Origin of the sequence: Curtobacterium sp. PhB136, from assembly GCF_004346855.1 — a bacterium.
Lineage (GTDB): Bacteria > Actinomycetota > Actinomycetes > Actinomycetales > Microbacteriaceae > Curtobacterium.
On sequence record NZ_SMGH01000005.1, the window covers coordinates 360,633 to 380,254 of the forward strand.

The 19,622-nt window shown below is 72.4% G+C and carries 14 protein-coding genes and 1 tRNA gene; 6 read left to right on the forward strand and 9 right to left on the reverse strand.

Annotated elements, in window-relative coordinates:
• Positions 1-5 precede the first annotated feature (5 nt).
• Both EDF27_RS08090 and EDF27_RS08095 read left to right on the forward strand, forming a co-directional pair.
• On the forward strand, positions 6-1,820 hold the full coding sequence (locus tag EDF27_RS08090) for a thiamine pyrophosphate-requiring protein (RefSeq protein WP_132048116.1): 1,815 nt from the start codon (positions 6-8) through the stop codon (positions 1,818-1,820).
• 87 nt (positions 1,821-1,907) lie between these two features.
• Positions 1,908-4,250, forward strand: coding sequence for a bifunctional UDP-sugar hydrolase/5'-nucleotidase (locus EDF27_RS08095; protein ID WP_132048118.1), 2,343 nt, complete (start codon positions 1,908-1,910; stop codon positions 4,248-4,250).
• A 289-nt stretch (positions 4,251-4,539) separates the two neighbouring features.
• Here the strand turns inward: EDF27_RS08095 and EDF27_RS08100 are convergent, their stop codons facing one another.
• Genes EDF27_RS08100 through efeU form a run of 3 tightly spaced genes read right to left on the reverse strand, consistent with a single transcriptional unit; the run spans position 4,540 to position 8,655 of the window.
• Complete coding sequence (locus EDF27_RS08100) at positions 4,540-5,856, reverse strand: Dyp-type peroxidase (protein ID WP_207909585.1); 1,317 nt, start codon at positions 5,854-5,856, stop codon at positions 4,540-4,542.
• On the reverse strand, positions 5,853-7,079 hold the full coding sequence (efeO, locus tag EDF27_RS08105; protein ID WP_132048120.1) for an iron uptake system protein EfeO: 1,227 nt from the start codon (positions 7,077-7,079) through the stop codon (positions 5,853-5,855). The genes EDF27_RS08100 and efeO overlap by 4 nt, the downstream gene beginning before the upstream one ends.
• A complete protein-coding gene (efeU, locus tag EDF27_RS08110) occupies positions 7,066-8,655 on the reverse strand; it encodes an iron uptake transporter permease EfeU (RefSeq protein ID WP_123701907.1) in 1,590 nt (529 codons plus the stop codon). The genes efeO and efeU overlap by 14 nt, the downstream gene beginning before the upstream one ends.
• Before the next feature lie 69 nt (positions 8,656-8,724).
• Here efeU and EDF27_RS08115 point away from each other — a divergent pair, with 69 nt between their 5' ends.
• Both EDF27_RS08115 and EDF27_RS19920 read left to right on the forward strand, forming a co-directional pair.
• Positions 8,725-9,513 (forward strand): trimeric intracellular cation channel family protein, encoded by a 789-nt coding sequence (locus EDF27_RS08115; RefSeq protein WP_123701906.1) that lies wholly within the window; start codon positions 8,725-8,727, stop codon positions 9,511-9,513.
• Between the two features lie 284 nt (positions 9,514-9,797).
• On the forward strand, positions 9,798-10,430 hold the full coding sequence (locus EDF27_RS19920) for a TetR/AcrR family transcriptional regulator (RefSeq protein ID WP_185021594.1): 633 nt from the start codon (positions 9,798-9,800) through the stop codon (positions 10,428-10,430).
• A 20-nt stretch (positions 10,431-10,450) separates the two neighbouring features.
• Here EDF27_RS19920 and EDF27_RS08125 read toward each other — a convergent pair whose 3' ends face one another.
• From EDF27_RS08125 to EDF27_RS08140, 4 genes are all read right to left on the reverse strand, one after another.
• The gene (locus EDF27_RS08125) at positions 10,451-12,799 is read right to left on the reverse strand and encodes a DUF3488 and transglutaminase-like domain-containing protein (protein WP_132048122.1); all 2,349 of its coding nucleotides are present in this window, start codon (positions 12,797-12,799) and stop codon (positions 10,451-10,453) included.
• Positions 12,796-14,103 carry a DUF58 domain-containing protein gene (locus tag EDF27_RS08130; protein WP_132048123.1) on the reverse strand — a complete coding sequence of 436 codons (1,308 nt, stop codon included), beginning with the start codon at positions 14,101-14,103 and terminating at the stop codon, positions 12,796-12,798. The genes EDF27_RS08125 and EDF27_RS08130 overlap by 4 nt, the downstream gene beginning before the upstream one ends.
• 28 nt (positions 14,104-14,131) lie before the next feature.
• Positions 14,132-15,061 (reverse strand): MoxR family ATPase, encoded by a 930-nt coding sequence (locus tag EDF27_RS08135; RefSeq protein WP_123656010.1) that lies wholly within the window; start codon positions 15,059-15,061, stop codon positions 14,132-14,134.
• 266 nt (positions 15,062-15,327) lie between these two features.
• Positions 15,328-15,777, reverse strand: coding sequence for a MarR family transcriptional regulator (locus EDF27_RS08140; protein WP_132048125.1), 450 nt, complete (start codon positions 15,775-15,777; stop codon positions 15,328-15,330).
• Positions 15,778-15,925: 148 nt separating this feature from the next.
• On the opposite strand from EDF27_RS08140, the gene EDF27_RS08145 reads away from it, so the two are divergent.
• Positions 15,926-17,125, forward strand: coding sequence for an MFS transporter (locus EDF27_RS08145; RefSeq protein ID WP_132048127.1), 1,200 nt, complete (start codon positions 15,926-15,928; stop codon positions 17,123-17,125).
• 210 nt (positions 17,126-17,335) lie between these two features.
• Positions 17,336-17,551 (forward strand): hypothetical protein, encoded by a 216-nt coding sequence (locus tag EDF27_RS08150; RefSeq protein ID WP_123655746.1) that lies wholly within the window; start codon positions 17,336-17,338, stop codon positions 17,549-17,551.
• 83 nt (positions 17,552-17,634) lie between these two features.
• Here EDF27_RS08150 and EDF27_RS08155 read toward each other — a convergent pair.
• Both EDF27_RS08155 and EDF27_RS08160 read right to left on the reverse strand, forming a co-directional pair.
• Positions 17,635-17,724, reverse strand: a tRNA-Ser gene (locus EDF27_RS08155).
• A 510-nt stretch (positions 17,725-18,234) separates the two neighbouring features.
• Positions 18,235-19,548 (reverse strand): LCP family protein, encoded by a 1,314-nt coding sequence (locus EDF27_RS08160; protein WP_123655747.1) that lies wholly within the window; start codon positions 19,546-19,548, stop codon positions 18,235-18,237.
• Positions 19,549-19,622: the final 74 nt, after the last annotated feature.

Here is a 19,622-nt window from a genome sequence, read left to right on the forward strand (position 1 = left end):
GGGACATGAGCACGACCGTGAGCGACTTCGTCATCGACCGCATCAAGGCGTGGGGGGTCTCCCGTGTCTTCGGGTACCCCGGGGACGGCATCGGCGCCTTCGACGGTGCCCTCGGCAAGGCGGCGGGCAAGGGCGAGGGCCTGGAGTACGTCCGCCCGACGCACGAGGAGATCGCCGCGTTGATGGCGACCGCGCACGCCAAGTTCACCGGCGAGGTCGGGGTCTGCATCGCGACGTCGAGTCCCGGCGCGTTCCACCTGCTGAACGGGCTGTACGACGCGCAGATGGACAACCAGCCGGTCGTGGCGATCGTCGGCCAGCAGGGGCTCGCGTCGATCGGCTCGTTCACCCAGCAGGAGTCGAACCTCGAGCGCGTCTTCGCCGACGTCGCCTGCTACGTCCAGACGGTCACGACCCCGGAGGCCGTCGGTGTCGTCGTCGACACCGCGTTCCGCACGGCGGCGCTCCGGAAGCAGCCGGCCGTCGTCATCCTCCCCCACGACGTCCAGGCGATGGCGTACGAGGCACCGCCGCTCGAGCACTGGGCGTCGCGGTCGAGCGACGTCCCGGCCTCGACCCGGATCACCCCGCCGGCCGACGAGATCCAGAAGATGGCGGAGATCATCAACGCCGGCGCGAAGGTGACGTTCCTCGTCGGTGCCGGTGCCCGCGGTGCGACCGAGCAGGTCCTCGCCGCCGCCGAGAAGGCCGGGGCCGGCATCATCACGGCGCTCCGCGGCAAGGACGTCGTCCCCGCGGACGTGCCGTACCACTCGCAGCAGCTCGGCCTCCTCGGGTCGCTGCCCTCGCTCCACCAGATCCGCGACTGCGACACCATCGTGCTCCTCGGCACGAACTACCCCTACGGCGAGTACATGCCGGAGACCGGGCAGGCGCGCGGCATCCAGGTCGACATCAAGCCGGAGCAGCTGGGCCTGCGCTACCCGACGGAGCTCAACCTCTGGGGCGACGTCGGAGCCACCCTCGACGCCGTGCTGCCGCTGCTCGTCGACAAGGAGGACAAGTCCTTCCAGGAGACCGTCGCGAGCGAGATGCGCGAGTGGGAGTCCGAGATGCGCGCCCAGGCCGAGGTGGCGTACGACGACGGCGTGAACCCGCGTCGTGTCATCCAGGCGGTGAACGACCGGCTCCCCGACGGTGTGACCGTGACGGCGGACGCGGGCACCACCGCCGACTGGTACGGCCACCACATCCGGCTCCGCAAGGGCATGCGCGGGGACATGTCCGGCCGCCTGGCGACGATGCTCGCGGCGATGCCGTACGCCGTCACCGCGAAGTTCGCGTTCCCGGACCGCCCGGCCGTGTGCACGATCGGCGACGGCGCCTTCCAGATGCTCGGGATGAACGAGCTCATCACCGTGAAGAAGTACATGGCGGCGTGGCCGAACCAGCAGCTCGTCATCGTCGTCATGCACAACGACGACCTCGGCCAGGTGTCCTGGGAGATGCGCACCGAGGACGGCAACCCGATGTGGCCGGGCTCGCAGGACGTCGAGTCCGTCGACTACGCCGGGTACGCGACGCTGCTCGGGTTCCAGGGCATCGCGGTGCACGACGACGCCGAGGTGGACGCCACCGTCGAGCGGGCGTTCGCGCACCAGGGCGTCACCCTGATCGACGCGTACGTCAGCCGGAACGTCCCGCCGCTCCCGCCGCACATCACGAAGGAGTACGCGATCAACACCGCGAAGAGCCTGCTGAAGGGCGACCCGGTGGAGCTCGGCGTCGTGAAGGACTCCGCCAAGGCGATGGCGGCCGAGGCCGTCGAGCGGGTGAAGGGCGCCCTGGGCCGCGACTGACGACAGCTGTTGCGTGTGTGAACTTCGTGTGACGAGATCGCGGCATCCCTGGCGCGCCCGCTGTACGTCCTCATAGGTTCGTCGGCGATGAACACGAAACCGACCCCCCGCAGGCGCGGCGTCGTCAGCGGTGCCGCTCTGGCCACCGCCGGCGTCCTCGTCGCCCTCTCCGTCCCGTCCGCGGCCCTGGCCGCCGAGGGTGACACCACGATCGACATCTACGACGTCAACGACTTCCACGGGCGCATCGCCCAGTCGCTGAGCACACCGGCACCGCGGGACGGCGACGCCGCCGGTGCAGCGGTGCTCGCCGGCGCGCTCGAGCAGCTGCGTGGCGAGGACACCTCGACCTCGGCGTTCGTCAGCGCCGGCGACAACATCGGCGCTTCGACGTTCGAGTCCTTCATCCAGCAGGACCAGCCGACGATCGACGTGCTGAACGCGATGGACCTCTCGGTCAGCGCGATCGGCAACCACGAGCTCGACAAGGGCCGGACGGACCTCGAGGACCGCGTGATCGGGCCCGACGACGCCCGCAACGCGACGTGGGACTACGTGTCCGCGAACATCCTCGACGCGGCGACGGGCGAGCCCGCGTTCGACCCGTTCTCGATCCAGGAGATCAGCGGCAAGCGCGTCGGGTTCATCGGCGCGACGGTCGACCTCGAGGGGCTCGTCAGCCCGTCCGGCATCGAATCGCTCGAGATGGCCGACATCACCGACTCGGTGAACGCCGTGGCCGACGACCTCACCGACGGCGTCGCGGACAACGGCGAGGCCGACGTCCTCGTACTGCTCGTCCACGACGGTGCCGAGACCGCCGCCGCGTCCGACCTCGACGGCGACAGCGCCTTCGCGCACGCCGTCCACGCGGTCTCGCCGAAGGTCGCCGCGATCCTGTCCGGCCACACCCACCAGACGTACGTCCACAGCGTCGTCCCGGACGGCGGCACCGTCGCCCGCCCGGTGGTCCAGACCGGGTCGTACGGCTTCAACCTGGGACACCTGCAGCTGACGGTCGCGGCCGACGGTTCGGTCGCGGCCACCGCGGCGGAGAACATCCGCCTGGTCGACGGCACGTTCACCCCGGACGCCGGCGTCGCCGCGACGGTCAGCGCCGCGGTCACGGAAGCGGACGTGCTCGGCGCGGTCGAGCTCGGCACGACCGACGTCGACATGCGCCGCGCCCTGCAGTCGGACGGCAGCGAGAACCGCGGTGGCGAGTCCACCCTCGGCAACTTCGTCGCCGAGGTCCAGCGGAGCGCCACCGAGGAGCGCCAGGGCTCCGAGATCGCCTTCATGAACCCGGGTGGGCTCCGCGCGGACCTCGCCGGCGGTGCGGTGACCTACAAGGAAGCCGCGGTCGTCCAGCCGTTCGCGAACACGCTGGTCGTCCTCGACCTCACGGGAGCGCAGGTCAAGCAGGCGCTCGAGCAGCAGTGGCAGCCGTCGACGGCGAGCCGCCCGTTCCTGAAGCTCGGCGTCTCCGAGGGCTTCGCGTACACCTACGACCCGGCGGCCACCAGCGGTTCCCGGATCACCGCGATGACGCTCGACGGCGCCCCGATCGATGCGAGCACCACCTACAAGGTCACGGTGAACTCGTTCCTCGCCAGCGGCGGGGACAACTTCACCGCGTTCGCCGGCGCGGCCGCGAAGCAGGACAGCGGCAAGGTGGACCTCGAGGCGCAGGTCGAGTACTTCGAGGCGAACCCGGAGGTCACGGTCGCCGCGGACCAGCGTTCCGTCGGGGTCACGATGACCGCGACGCCGGCAGGCGGCTTCCAGCCCGGCGACGACGTCTCGATGGACCTGTCCTCGCTGGTGTTCAGCAACGCCGGGGACCAGCCGACGTCGGTGCGGGTGAGCGCCGGTGACCAGGTCCTCGCGACCAGCGCCGTCGACCCGACGATCGTCGACACCACCGACGAGCAGGGCACCGCGACGCTCGCGTTCACGGTCCCGACCGCCGGAACGGACGCAGCGACCCCGGCGGCTCCGGGCAGCGCGACGCGTGCCGCAGCCGTCACCGCGGCGGCCACCACCGACGAGCCCCTCGTCATCACCGTCGGCGCGACCCGGATCGTCCTGCCCGTCACGATCCCCCTCGCGGCGGCCGTCGACCCGGGCACCGACCCCGACGAGCCGGGCCAGCCGGGCCAGCCGGGCCAGCCGGGCGAGCCGGGATCGGAGCCGATCGACGGTGACGACGACGGCGCGGACCCCGGTGCGGACAGCGGCACCGGCGCCGGCACCGACCTGGCAGCCGATCCCGCAGCGGACGGCACGGCGAACGGCGCGCTCGCGTACACGGGTGCCGAACTGACGGCCCCCGCGGTCGTCGCCGGGCTCCTGCTCCTCGCGGGCATCACCGCCATGGTGGCCGCCCGCCGGAAGCGCACCCGACGTGCGGAGACGGCACTGGACTGACACCGGCGGGCTCGGTGCGGGTCCTGACGGGCCCGCACCGAGCCTCCGGGCCGATGCCCTGTGGTGCGACGACGGGCGGGCGACCCGCGTCGTCCGCCCTCGGCGTATCCGGTCACGACGGATCCCTGTGTTTTCGGGGTGGCGGCGGGTAATCTCAGCGCTGTCGCACCGCGACGCGCCGCGCAGGGTCGCCTCTCATCGCGAGCGGTGGTTCCGATCGCGAGACTCCGCGGCGCGGGTGTCCTCCGTCTCCAGGGAAACGGCGGAGGGCACCCACCACACACCGCGTCTAGCGGAACAGCCGCTCGCCGATGTAGGAGCCCTTCCGCGGCGCCGGCGGGATCGCGAACACCCCGGACCCGATGTGCGCGATGTACTCGTTGAGCCGGTCCACGGCGCCGAGCCGGCGCTGGATGCGGGTGAAGTGCTCAGGGTCGTTGACGTAGGCGGCGAAGAGCAGGCCGGCGTCGAGCTGCCCGTACTGGTTCAGCCCGTCCGTGTAGTTGTACGGCCGCCGCAGGATCTTCACGCCACCGTTGTTCTCGTGCGCGGCGAGCGCGATGTGCGACGTCGGGTCGATCGCCGTGCCGTCCGACGACCCGTCGCCGGTCGACTTCGCCGTGAAGTCCGGCGTCGTGTGCTCGGTGCCACCGGAGAGCGGCGCGCCCTCGATCTTCGTCCGCCCGAACACCCGCTGCTGGTCGCTGACGACGTCGGCGTCCCAGATCTCGATGTTCATCTGGACCTTCCGGACGACCTGGTAGGTCCCCCCGGCCATCCACCCGGCGTCGTCGCCGAGCCAGACGAACCGGTCGTACTCCTCGTCCGTGGTGACGTTCCTGGTGCCGTCCTTGAAGCCCATCAGGTTCCGCGGCGTGGTCTGCGACGGCCCGGCGGACGCGCGGCCGAAGCCGAGCACCGTCCACCGCACGGTCGCGGTGCCGCGGGCGATCCGCGCGAGGTCGCGGACCGCGTGGTACGCCACCTGCGGGTCGTCGGCGCAGGCCTGCAGCGACAGGTCGCCGCCGCTCAGCTCGTCCTGCAGCCGGTCGCTCGGGAGCGTCGGGATGGCTGCGAGCGACGCGGGGCGCTTGTCGGCGAGACCGAACCGCTCGTCGAAGATCCCCGGGCCGAGTCCGACCGTCACGGTGAGCGACGCGGGCCCGAGGTCGAGCGCCTCCCCCGTGTCGGCACCGACGCCGTCGCCGTGCGCTGGCTCGACGGAGCCGACGGTCTTGCCCGCCTGCAGCTGCGCGATCGACGCGGACCACCGGGCCAGCAGGACCTGCAGGTCCGTGGCGACGGACGACGACATGTCGAACGTCATGAAGACGCAGTACCGCTGCGGAGTGGTGCGGATCCCGCCCTGCGGATGCCCGGCGGCGGTCGCGTAGAACGGGTGGCTCTGCGACAGGTCGATCGACTCGTCGCCGTTGGTCGCCGCCGCGAGCGGGTTGACGCCGGTCGCGGCGGTCGCCCCCGCGATGCCGGCCGCCGCGCCGACGCCGGCACCCGCCGCGACGAGCCCCGCGCCAGCGCCGAGGCCGGCGCCGAACAGCCCGCGCCGGGAGACGGCGCGGGCTGCCTGGTCACGATCGTCCGTCACGCGGTGGCGACCTTCTCGGCCAGACGGGACAGCGGGTCCTGCAGCGCCTGGACCTGCTGCGAGATCTCGTTGGCGTGCGCCGACTTCGTCGCATCCGTCCAGCTGTCGAACCCGCCGAGGTCGTCGGCGTTCCGGAAGCCGTCCATCAGCGTGTTCGTCGCGTCGAACTGCGCGGCGATCTGCTTCGTCAGCGTCGGGTCGAGCTTGGTCAGGCCCGGCTTGAGGTACGCGAAGGCCTGGCGGGCACCCTCGACGTTCGCGGCGAGGTCGACGAGGTCGATGTGGCTGTACGCCTCTTCCTCACCGGTGATCTTGTTCGACTGGACCTCCTCGAGGAGCCCGGCTGCACCGTTCGCCAGGTCCTCGGGCTTGTAGTCCAGGGTCGGCACGAGCTTCGCGAGGAGCTCGACGTTCGCCGTCAGGTCCTTCGCGTACTGCTTCGTGCCGTCGCTGATCGCACCGGTCTGGAACAGGTCGCGCTCGACGGCGTGGAAACCGCTCCAGCCGACGGCGTCGTCGAGGTTCGACGCGCGCATGTCGATCAGGTAGTCGAGGTTGCCGGCGTTGTCGGTGGCCTTGTAGCCCTCCTTGACGAAGCCGTCGACGTCGCTCTCGACGTGCTCGTAGTACGGCCGGGCGTCGGCGTAGTCCTTCTTCGCGGCGTCGAGGTCGCCCGCGTCGATGTCCGTGTGCAGCTGCTTGACCGCGGTCACCATGTCGCTGACCTGCGCGTCGACGTACTTCGAGTACCCGGTCGCGCCGGACTTCAGGAGCGTCGCAGCGCTGCTGTTCGCGGTCGAGGCGACCTTGCCGGTGACGGTGAAGTCGGTCAGTTCCGTCTCGGCACCGGGGCAGTACACCTGGTACTTGCCGCCGCCGAGGGTGCTCGTGAAGGAGACCGCGTCGAGCCCCGGCGCGAGGTTCTCCTTCTCACCGAAGATCCGCTGGTCCTGCAGCAGCTCGACCTCGGTGATCGCGGTCGACGACTCGTTCTTCACCGTGAAGGTGACGGGACCGGCCGGCACCTTCGTGGTGGACACGGCGCACTTGTCGGAGCCGTCGTTCGTCAGCGTGATCGAGACGCGGGACACCTTGCCCGAGTCGGTCGCGTCGTCCGTCGCGGACGACGAGGTCGCGGCGCAGCCGGTGAGGGCGAGCGCGGTCACGACGCCGAGCGCGCCGAGGGTGATGAGGGGTCGTGCGGTCTGCTTACCGAACGGCATGGGCGGAACTCCTTGTCGGGTTCCCGGCGGGCGGGCCGCGGGAGGGGACGGGTGCGGGGTCGTGGGACGCGGGTGCCGCCAGGCGGCGACGGTCGCGGAGGGCGAGTGCGAGCTGTGCGAGGGCGGCGCCGGCGAGCGCGATCGGCAGCCAGGCCTTCCAGAGCGCGAGTTCGGCGGAGCGGGTCCGGTCGGCCGCGACGGCCGTGGCGGTCGCCTGCACGCGGGTGGCCGGCACCGCGAAGACGCTGCGGTCGATCGTCGTGGTCCGAGCGGACGGGAGGCCCCCACCGCTCAGCGTCAGTACGGAACGTTGCGAGCTGGTCGCGTCCAGGACACCCCCGGCGACGCTCCAGAGGGTGGTCGTCTCCGAGACGGCCCACTTCGCCTCGAACGGGCCGGGGTTCGTCGACGGGGAGATGCCGACGGGGATGCGACCGAACAACCCGACGAGGTCGTCGAGCGTCAGGCTCGCCGGTTCGCCGTCGGTGGTCGGGTCGGTGCGGGACCGCCAGCGGTCGGCCGTCACGCCGGCGCGGGTCACGGTGCGGTGCGACGACGCCGGGAAGTCCACCCGGGTCTGTCGGCCGTTGCCCGTGCTGCGGAGGATCGCCGTGTCGCCGTGGACCTCGGCGGACACGCGTGTCTGGTCACCGGTCGTGGTGACCGTGCCCGGAACGTGCACGCCACCGCCCGGGACCGCGATCGCGAGCGCGACGGCGGCGACCGCGAGGGTGGCCGCGACCGCGGTGCGGACCGCGGGGACGCGTGCCGTCGTCGGGCGCCATGCCCGCGGCCAGAGCGAGAGCGCCAGGACCGGCACGACGTAGAGCAGCCAGCCGAGGACCTCGATGACGCGGGGGTCCGGCGGGATGCCGAGGACGCCCGTGATCAGGGCCCCCTGCACCGAACCGTTCGGGGCGAGCCAGCTCAGGTCCACCGTGCGCTGCTGGCCGATGACGATCCAGCCGGCCTCGTGCGCGCGTCGGAGCACCGTGAGGACGAGCCCCGCGGCGACGAACACCAGGAAGACGCCGGTGCCGGTGAAGAACTTCGACAGGTTCAGCCGGACACCGCCGGTGTAGATGCCGTACCCGATCACCACGGCGCCCGCGATGCCGATCACGGCGCCGAGCGCGGCGAGACCGGTGTCGCTCGACGCCTGGAACGTGGCGAGGAGGAAGACCGCGGTCTCGAAGCCCTCCTTGAGCACGGCGAGGAAGGCCATGCCGGCGAGCGCCCAGGCGGTACCGCGGCCGAGCGCCTCGGTCGCGCTCGCCTCGAGCTCGGTGCTGAGGGTGCGCGCGTGCGTGCGCATCCAGATGATCATGCCGGTCACGAAGACGACGGCCACGATGCCGATGACCGCCTCCATGCCCTCCTGCTGCGCCTGCGGCAGGGCCTGCTCGACGAGCTGCAGGCCGAAGCCGACGCCGACGCTGAGCAGGACCGCGACGCCGACCCCGAACCACATCGGTGCCAGGGGCACGCGGTTGCGTCGGAGGAACGCCGCGATGATGCCGACGATGAGCGTGGCTTCGAGACCTTCGCGGAGGCCGATGACGAGGGTGGCAAGCATGACGAAGGCAAGGCTAGCCTTACCTTGGTCTCGCCGTCGACCCGGTGGGCGTGGGGTTTGATGGTTCTCATGAACCTGCTCTCGGTCGACGGACTCGCCGCCGTCACGAACGTGCTCGACCTCGCCGGGGTCTTCGCGTCCGCGCTCCTCGGCGGCGCCGTCGCCCGAGCGATGGACTTCGACCTGTTCGGGTTCCTCGTCGTCGGGTTCGTCTCCGGGCTCGGCGGCGGGATGCTCCGCGACGTGCTGCTGCAGAACGGGCCGCCCGTCGCCCTCACCGATCCCCTCTACGTGCCCGTCGCCGTCGCCGGTGCGCTCATCGCCTTCTTCGTGTCGTTCTCCGAACGCGGGTGGGACCGGCTGTTCACGTTCCTCGACGCCGCCGTCATCGGGTTCTGGGCGGTGGTCGGCGTGCAGCGGACCTTCGACGCCGGACTCGAGTGGCCGGCAGCGGTCATCATGGGGACGATCACGGCCGTCGGCGGCGGTGTGGGCCGTGACCTCCTGCTCCGCCGCGTCCCCGCCGTGTTCGGCGGCAACGCGCTCTACGCGTCCGTGGCCGTCGCCGCCTCCGTGGTGATGGTCGTCGCGTCGGCGCTCGGCTCCCCGACGATCGGGATCGTCGCCGCGGTCGTGCTGTCGCTCCTGCTCCGCTGGGGTGCGGTCCGCTGGGGCTGGGGGCTGCCGAACGGGCGCGACTGGCAGCCGCAGTCGACGCTCGCCTCGCTGCTCCGCCGGGGTCGGCGGCGCGGGCGTCCGCGGAACCGTGCGCTGCGGCCGGGTGCGGTGCGGCTGCTCCGGCGGCCGGGTCGGCGTCAGGGAGCCGGGAGCGTGCACACGGACGACGAAGACCGGTGAGCACCGTGTCCGCACCGCGATCCGGGCTGTCCTCGCCACGCTGCCCGGCGTAGCATCGACACCGCCGGGTATCGGAGCCCGGCACCCTCATCCCGGGATCCGCCCGTCCGGCGGGGACCATCGTCAGGAACCGACGCGACCCGAACGCGGCGGTCCCGACCCGGTCACCATCGTGACGGCGTCGAACGGGATGTGCAGCCATGGGGGCTCGACCGCACCGCGCGTGATCAGACGCACGGCGCGGCAGGTCCGCCGTGTCCGCGCGGAGTGACCAGAATGACCCCATGAGCGACGCCGCCGACCACGACGACCGCCCGAGCACCGGTACCAGCAGCTCCGCCAGGACCCCTCGGGCGGAGGTCCGCGAGCGCCTGCTGATCGCCGGCGCCGAGGTGTTCGCCGAGCACGGCGTGCACGAGGCCCGGCTCGACGACGTCGCAGCGCGCGCCGGGTTCAGCAAGGGCGCCGTCTACTCGAACTTCTCCTCCAAGGAGGACCTCGTCGCGCAGGTGATGCAGCGCGGGACGAACCTGGTGCTCGGATCGCTGCAGGACCTCGTCAGCGCGGACGTCACGACGCACGACATCGCCGAGATCGTCCGTACCGCGTTCGGGATGCACGACCAGCGCGCCCAGTTCGCGCTGCTGTCGGAGTTCCGCGGGTTCGCGATCCGGCACCCCGACTTCATGCCCGAGTTCATCCGGCAGCGCCGCGTGCTGCAGGACGGCGTCGAGCGACTCGTCCGGCTCTGGTTCGGCGCGCACCCCGAGGTCGACGCCGGGATGCCGCTCGACCTCTTCGCGACCGCGCTGATCGGGGCGAACGTCGGCATCGTGTTCGACTCCCCCGCGCTCGACGGCGTGGACCCCGGCGAGGTCATCGCTGCCCTCGTCGAGGCCGTCATCCGCCGCCGCTGACGCGGGCATGGGCGGGCGCCTCACGCCGGGCGGCGCCGCCGTCCCTCGTGGGACCACGCGGAGGACGGCGTCAGGCTCGGCGGGAGGAGCCGTGCACGCACCCGCCCCGCGAACGAGACGGACGCGTCGAGGGTGACCCGGGCCTCCCGGAGGACCGTGACGAGCCGAGCGCCGTCGACGGAACCGACCGGTGCGTAGCGTTCCCGGTCGACCGCGTCCACGACCTCGTCGAGTGCCCCGACCACCGACGGCGGCACGACGTCGCGGAGCCGCCCGAGCACCGCCCGCGCGGTGCGCGCGACGGCGGCCGCGTCGCCCGGCGGGGCGAGCCCCGGCGCGTACCCGTGGTCGGCGACGTCGTCGAGGAGCTCCCGCCACGCGGTGACCGCCGGCGAGCGTCCCGCGCCGATCGCGGTGAGCCGGGAGCGGCGGCGGACCCCCCGGACGAACGCGGGTGCGACCAGCACGGCGGCCGCGATGAGGATGCCGAGGGCGAGCCCCAGCGGCCCGCTCCCACCGCCGTTGCCACCACCGGCGGCACCGGCCTCGGCCGATGCGCTCGGGGTGGGGCTGGCCGACGAGGACGGGTCGGTGGTCTCGTTCGGCGCCGGCAGCGGCGTCTCGGGTGCGGCCGCCGACGGCGACGCGGACGGCTCGGTGCTGGGGACCGCCGCCGAGTCGGAGTCGGGCGTCGGCTCGAAGGCGACCCAGCCGGCGCCCTTGATGTACAGCTCCGGCCAGGAGTGCAGCTGTCGGTTCGAGACCGAGTACTCGCCGTCCTCCGCGGTGCCGCCGGCGCGGTAGCCGACGGCGATGCGGGAGGGGATGCCGAGGGTCCTGGCCATCACGGCCATGGCGGAGGAGAAGTGCACGCAGTAGCCCTCGCGGACCTGCAGGAACTTCGCGACGACGTCCATGCTGTCGCCGTCGTAGCCCTGTTCGACGGGCGCGGTCTCGGAGTAGGTGAAGAGGTCGCTCCGGAACCACTGCTCGAGTGCACGCGCTTCCTCGTAGTCGCTCGAGGCGCTGCCCGCGACCCGGGCGGCGGTGTTCCTGATGCTCTTCGGGAGGTCCTTCGGCAGTGCGGTGTCGGTGCGGAGCTCGGCGCTGGACGGTGTCGGGTAGCCCTGCCCGTCGAAGCGTGCGAGCCGACCGGAGGCGTCCACGGCGTCGAGGTAGGCGTTCGCGAAGGTCGAGGCGCCGTAGACCTCGTACGTGGCACCACGTCGCGTCGCCGGACCCGTGGAGCGCACGGTGTTCGAGTTGCCCATCCAGCGCCACCGGTCGAGCTCGAGGTTCGTCGACTTCGACTCGATCGACACCGCACCGGAGGGCACCGGCAGGTAGTTGCTGGAGAGCCCGGTGATCCGCACGGTCACGTCGCCGCGGCTGGCGAGCCGCGGGTTCACGCCGACCGCCCACTGCTGCTGGTCGGCCGTCGGGGCGTCGCTGACGTCGGTGACGGTCGGTACCCAGTCGCCCGTGCCGAAGTCGTCGAGGTCGGCGAGCTTGAGGTACTCCGGCTGCCCGTCGGACGTGCGGTACCGGAAGACCTCGAGCTCGTTGGGCCGGCGGAGGTCCTGCCCGAGGTTGAGGAGCGTGCCGGGGCGGCCGGGCAGGATCGGCGACTGGATCGCTCCCGTCACACCCGACAGCCAGCTCGCGTTCAACGGCACGACGGAGGGCAGCCCGACCGCGACGACCAGTGCGATCGCGCCGACGACGGTCGCCGGCAGGGCGCGCTGCACCGGCCGCACCGAGAGCCACAGGATCGCGAGGAAGGCCAGGCCGGTCGCGATCACCAGCCCGGTGCCGGCCGGGGTGCCGGTGACGACGCCGGGGACGATGAGGATCACGAGCGCCGGCGCTGCCGCGAGCGCGGCGGCCGGCGCGACGGTGGCCAGGAAGAGCGACGCCGCGGCGACCCAGGCGATCGCGACCGTCACGACGAGGCGGATCGGGTCGGTCTGCGGCAGCGGAGCGGGGTTCAGCCGGATCGCGGCGATGGTCTGCCCGAGCGCACCGTCGCCGTCGATCCACCCGAGCGGCTGGATGTCGTTGACGAGCGCGGCGGCGCACGAGCAGGCGATCAGCGCAGCCACGAGGGCGATGAACCGGACGCCGGGTGCACGGCGGCGGACGCTGAGCACGACCGCGACGAGGACCACGGTGATGACGAGGGCGGAGGTCCACCAGGCGATGCCCTGGACGAGTGGTCGGAACGCGAGCGCCGCGATCAGCACCGGGACCGGCGCGAGTGCGACGACCCAGGTCGAGGGTGCCGGGCGGTCGTCCTCGCGCTCGAGGATCGCGCGGACGTCGGCCCGCTGGCCGGAGGGCCGGGTGTCCTGCGGACGTGCCGTGGTCATCGGGTCGTCCCCGATCCGGCGACCGGGATCACGAGTGTGCGCCACCCGCCGCGGTCCAGGATCCCCCGGACCACCGGGTCCGGCGGCACGATCGTCGCCAGGATCCCGCGGCTCGACCCGCTCGTCGCGGAGACGAGCTCGGCGGCCTGTTCGGCGGTGCAGTGCCCGGTGACCACCGCGGTCATGCCGTGCACGTCACGGCCGCGGACGTCGGGCAGCACGTCGGTCACCGCGCGGGCGTCGCTCCGGACGTGCACGTCGGCGAGCCCGACCAGCACGTCGGTGAGCCCGCCGGCGTCGCCGGTGTGCCGGGAGTCGCCACCCCGGTCGTCGGTGACGAGCACGACGCGGGACGTCCGGGCGGCCAGCGCCCGGGCGATGCTCGCGGCGACGACCACGGCGTGCTCGAAGGCCGCGTCGCCGCCGAGGTCGGACAGCTCCGCGAGGTCGTCGCGCCCGAGCTGCTGGTACGACTCGCGGCGGAGGTCGAGCGCGATCACGGCCTCCGGCGGCTGGGCCTGGGTGGTCTGGCGGACGTGGAGCTCCCCGCGGCGGGCGCTCTGCGCCCAGTGCACGCGGCGGATCGGGTCACCCGGTCGGTACGGGCGGAGTTCGCTGTCGTCGGCGGAGCCGCCCTGGCCGACACGGCCCTCGTCCGCGGAGACGGCTCCGGCGAGTGCGCCGGTGTCCATCGCGGACAGCGCGGTCGACGCCGGGACGACCACCACCTCTTCCGGGGCGACCACCGGGCGGTCGATGCGGAGCAGGCCGAAGGGGTCCTCCACGCGGATCGTCACCGGGCCGACCGTCGTCCGGCCGCGGTGCATCGCGAGCGCCTCGACCTCGAAGGTCGCCGGCGGCACGTTCGGGCCGACCTGCACGTACGCCTCGGCGTCGGACACGCTGGCGAAGGCGTCCTCGAGCTGCTCACGGACGAGCAGCGTCGAGCGCGGACCGATGGCCACCGTCGATCCGCGCAGTGTGATCCGCTCTCGGTACACCTCCCCCACCTGGACCATCGCCCGCGGCGCCACCCGGGTGCCCCGGAGCGGCGCCGCGACGAGGAACGCCATCGCGATCCCGAGCACGACGAGCACCAGGAGGAGCAGCCCGGCGGACACCGCGACGCTCGTGGTCGCGACGAGCCCGCCGCCGACCAGGCCGATCCCCACCGCGATGACGGTCCACCCGCGGGCGGTCGGCAGCGGGAACGGGGTGCGCCGGAGCATCGCCGCGCCGCGTCGGGTCCACCGCGCGACCACCGACCGTGCGGCACCGGCACGACGGAGGAGCGGAGCGGACACCGGCGACTGCGACATCAGGACCGGGACATCAGGAGCGGACGGGCGCCGCGGTGAACGGCACGGAGGTCTCCGCGACGACCCGCACGACGATCTCCCGCGCGGTGTCCTCGGTGGAGCCGCCGAGGCCGCGCGCCACGGGGACGAGTCGGTGGGCGAGGACGATCGGCGCGAGCTCCGCGACGTCGTCCGGGGTGACGAACGGCCGGCCCTGCAGTGCGGCGTGGGCGCGGGCGGCCTGCGCGAGGTGCAGGGTCGCGCGCGGGCTGGCACCGAGCACCAGGTCCGGGTGGGTCCGGGTGGCCCGGACGATGGCGATGACGTACGCCTCGACGTCGGGCGCGATGTGGACCTGGTGGACCGCGTCGACCATCGCGCGGAGCGTCGCCACGTCGACGATGGGGCGCACCGACTCCAGCGGGTCGCGGCCGCCGCGGGCCGTGAGCATCCGACGCTCGGCCTCGACGCTGGGGTACCCCATCGCGATGCGGGCCATGAAGCGGTCCCGCTGGGCTTCGGGCAGCGGGTACGTGCCCTCCATGTCCACCGGGTTCTGCGTCGCGACGATCATGAACGGCGACTCGAGCGGCCGGGTCACGCCGTCGACCGTGACCTGCGACTCGGCCATCGCCTCGAGCAGCGCCGACTGCGTCTTCGGGCTGGTGCGGTTGATCTCGTCGCCGATGACGACGTTCGCGAACACCGGGCCGGGCGAGAAGCGGAAGGTCCCGGAGGACTGGTCGAAGATGTTCACCCCGGTGACGTCGGACGGCAGCATGTCCGAGGTGAACTGGATCCGGTTCACCGACCCGCCGACCGAGGCACCGAGCGCCTTGGCGAGCACGGTCTTGCCGACGCCGGGGACGTCCTCGACGAGCAGGTGCCCCTCGGCGAGCATCACCGTCAGGGCCGTGCGGATGGCGTCGGTCTTGCCGTCCACCACCGTCGCGACGGCGGACATGATCGCCGCGCCGGCGTCACGCACCCGGTCGATGGGGAAGGCGAGGTCGGGGGCTTCCGGCACGCAGGTCTCCTCGTGTTGGGATGTCCGCGCATGCTACATCGGGCCGGTGACAGCGAGCGGAGGATGTGTCACCGACCAGCGGCAGGCGGATGGCCGGTCGGGGCGACGGGCGCCGAGTGCGCAGCAGTGGTGCCGGAGCGGGCGCTGAGCCACATCGTCTGCGCACTCGACAGCGCGCCCGCGCCCGCACCCCACACCCCGGGTCAGACCCGCTCGTACTCCAGCCGCTCGACCGCGGTCGCCAGCTCGCCGAGCTCCGGGACACCGTGCGCCTCGGCGAGCGCCGCCTCGAGCGCGCGGGCGTGGATCGGCGCGGCCTCGTCGAAGAGCACCGAGCCGGCGTGGGTCAGCTCCGTGTAGAGCCCGCGACGGTCGTCGGCGCAGAGCACCCGGGTCAGCAGCGCCCGCTCCTCGAGCCGGTTCACGAGCCGCGTCGTCGCGCTCGGGCTGAGTGCCGCCGCGCGGGCGAGCTGCTGCATCCGCATGTGGAAGCCGTCCTGGCGCCGGAGGGCATCGAGCACGGTGAACTCGACGACCGACAGGTCGACCGCACGCAGTGCCCGCTCGAGGTGCGCCTCGATCAGGCCGTGCAGCGCCCCGAGGGTGCGCCAGCCGTGTGCTCGGACGGCGACGGAGGTGTCGTCGACGCTCATGGTTCCTCCCGAAAGTAGTTGCAGGCGCACACTGTCCGCTTGCGCACACATCTAGCGTGTGCAACTATTTGTCCCGCGTCTGCAACTACCAGCGTACGCGGCACACCCGCCGCGGACAACAGGCGCCGGCAACGGAGAGGGACCACGCATGCCAGCGGGACTCATCGCACTCGCCCTCGGCGGGTTCGGCATCGGACTCACCGAGTTCGTCATCACCGGGCTGCTGCCCGAGGTCGCGGCGGACTTCGGCGTCAGCGAGACCACCGCGGGATGGCTCGTCACCGGGTACGCCCTCGCGGTGGTGGTCGGCGCACTCGGACTCACCGCCGCCACCACGCGACTCCCCCGGAAGCCCGTGCTCGTCGGGCTCCTCGTGCTCTTCATCGTCGGCAACACCCTCTCCGCGCTCGCCCCCGAGTACGGCGTCATGATGCTCGGCCGCGTGATCGCCGCCCTCTGCCACGGCGCGTTCTTCGGCATCGGCTCCGTGGTCGCGTCGAACATGGTCGCGCGGGAGAAGCGTGCGTCCGCCGTCGCCCTGATGTTCACCGGCCTGACCGCGTCCAACGTCCTCGGTGTCCCCTTCGGCACGTTCCTCGGCCAGGCGCTCGGCTGGCGTGCGACGTTCTGGGCCATCGCCGCCATCGGCGTCGTCGCCCTCGTCGGGGTCGCACTGCTCGTCCCCGCCGTCCGGCAGGACACCGCTCCGTCCCTGGTCCGGGAGCTCGGCGCGTTCCGCTCCGGGCAGGTGTGGCTCTCGCTCGGCGTCACGGTGCTCGGCTACGGCGGCATGTTCGGCGCGTTCACCTACATCGCGTACACCCTGACCGCCGTGTCCGGCTTCGCCTCGGCCGCCGTCCCGTGGCTCCTCGTCGTGTTCGGCCTCGGCCTCTTCGTCGGCAACTGGGCCGGCGGACGCCTCGCCGCGAGGTCCATCGACCGCACCCTCGTCGTCGTCCTCGCCGCACTCACCGTGGTGCTCGGCCTCTTCGCCGTCGTCGCGTCGAACCCCGTGCTCACCGTGATCGCCCTCGTCCTCATGGGTGCGTTCGGCTTCGCCACCGTGCCCGCGCTCCAGACCCGCGTGATGCACTACGCCGACCACGCACCGACCCTCGCGAGCGGCGCCAACATCGCCGCCTTCAACCTCGGCAACGCGTTCGGCGCGTGGATCGGCGGCCTCACGATCGCCGCCGGCCTCGGCTACACGTCGCCGATCTGGGCCGGAGCCGCGATCACGCTCGCCGGGCTCGTGCTGGTGACGATCGCGGCGACGGCTGCGCGCCGCAGCCGCGCCCACCGGCCGGCGGCCACGGCGACGACCGGGAGCATCGCGACCGCCGGGTGAGTGGCGACCAGGCGACGGACTGGAGGCTCGGTGCGGTTCCCGCACCGAGCCTCCAGTCCGTCTTCTGCCCACCTGCAGCCGATCGGACTACTGTCCACGTCAGGTGACCCCAGACCCCTGGCCGCTGGTACGAACGCTCGTCCGAAGCCGACCGGAAGCAGTCATGCAATCACCACGCACCGCACCGCGTGCCGTCACGGGGTCCAGCCGATGAGTCTCCACGACGGGATCCTCTGGACCGAGGTCGACGACAGCCACTGGCAGGGCTCCTCCGGGCTCGACCTGGTCGGTGAGGTCTCCTGGGACGACGGGTACGCCGTGCGGTCCTCCGACGGCGAGGTGAGCGGGCAGCACCGGACGCTCGACAGCGCGAAGGCGCAGCTCGAGGGCTGGATGCGGTGGCTCGACTCCACCGGCGCCGCCTGACTCGCTTCCGGGGTCAACTCCGCTCCCGGGAACGACGAAGCCCCTCGGTCGTTGACCAGAGGGGCTTCGTACTTGGCTTCGTGCGGAGACGGAGGGATTTGAACCCTCGGTCCCCTCAAAGGGGACTCCACCTTAGCAGGGTGGTGCACTCGGCCGGACTATGCGACGTCTCCATGCGCCCTTGCGGACGCTCACACAACCATACAGGAGGACGACGGTCCTCTCGACCCGCTCGGCGTTTCGGCGGCGAGCGGCACGGTCCCCCGAAGTGGGGACGCGGAGGGGTTGTCGGGACGTACCCCGGTCACTAGTCTCATCGGGACGCGGCATCACATTCCGGGGTTCGTCCCCGTCGTCGCGACACAGCACCCAGCGTCGCTCCTCTGGCCTGGGCCCGGCTCGCCCGATGACCGGGTCCGCCGGGGAGCGGCTCCGCGGGGACGTGGCTCCGGCCGCGTCCCCGCTTGTGCGTCCGGGGCGGGCGGTCCGGGCGCGGGGGGCGGGCGGTCCGGGCGCGGGGGGCGGGCGGTCCGGGCGCGGGGCGCGGGGTGTGCGCGACGAAAGCGACACCGCGTACACCTCTGCGCCGCGCATCTGTCCGCGCGGTGTCGCTTTCGTCGCAGAGCCCGGGCTGCAACCCGCGCAGCGCCCCGCGACGGGCCCCCGCCCACCCGGGCCGCAGGCTACGAGCCGAACGCCTTCGAGCAGGTCTGCTCATCGGCGGACTGCCCCTGCAGCCCGTCGATCGTGGACGACGTCGCGGGAGCGGACGGCGCGCTCGTGGACGGCGCCGCAGCCTGCGACGACGCGGCAGCCGGCGCGGACGCCGGAGCTGCCGGAGCCGACGCGGCGGAGGACGGCGACGCGGACGCACTCGGCGCGGTCTCCGACCCGATGCCCGTGCTGTCCGCCCCGAGCGAGAACGACTGGTCGGACTTGATCTTCGCGAAGAGCTCGTCTGCGAGGTACGTGGTCGGCTCCACCTTGCCGGCGTACACGCCCGTGCCACCGGTCGAACCCGGGTACTGCACGAAGTTCACCTGCGCGAGCGGCAGGTCCTGCAGCGCCCGCCCCATCTGCACCATCGTCCCGATGTCGTTGAGACTCTGGGACAGCTGCATGTTCGAGGCGGCCGCCCGAGCGAGCTTGTAGAGCGTCGTCGGCGAGGTCAGCGTGGAGTTCGACTTGACCGTGCGGAGCAGCGAGGACAGGAACACCTGCTGGCTCGAGATGCGCCCGAGGTCCGAGCCGTCGCCGACGCCGTGCCGGGTGCGGAGGAACTCCAGCGCCTGCGACCCCTGCAGCGTCGTGGTCCCCGCGGGCAGGTCGAGTCCCGTGTACTGGTCGTGGATCGGCGACGCGACGCAGACCGGCACCCCGCCGATCGCGTTCGACATCTCGATCACGCCGTTGAACGACACCGCCGCCGAGTACTGGATGTCCAGGCCGGTCAGCCCCTGCACCGTCTGCACGACGCAGTTCAGGCCGCCGTCGCCCCATGCGGTGTTGATCGGCTGCGCGGCCATCGCCGACGTGGTGCCGGAGCCGTCGGTCTTCTGACAGGCGGGGATGGGCGTGACGAGGTCGCGCGGGATGCTCACCGCGGTGGCGTTCGTGTGGTCGGCGGACACGTGCAGCAGGATGTTGACGTCGTTGAGGGTCGCATCGCGCTTGCCGTACTCGGTGCCCTGCGCCGGGTCGTTGTCCGTGCCGACGACGAGGATGTTGAAGCCGCCCTTGTACGCGCTCAGTGCGGTGCCGCCGCTCTTCGCCTTCGTGACGGGCTGCCCCTGGATCGCCACACCGTCGCCGAGGTCGTCGGAGACCTGCTTCGCCGCGATCGCCGCGACGGAGAACGAGCTGACGAGTGCGACCGCGACGACCCCGGAGAGCACCTTCGCGATGGTCCCGAAGGGGCGGTGCCGGTGGAGGCGTCCGTGGCGGGCGATCCCGGTCGCTCGGTTGAGGCGGTGGGATCGATCACGGACGTCGTTCACGGGCACTCCTGTCGTCGGCGGACACGATGGCGGACGCCCTGATCGACGCCGCCGAGGGACCCTCGCGACGACCG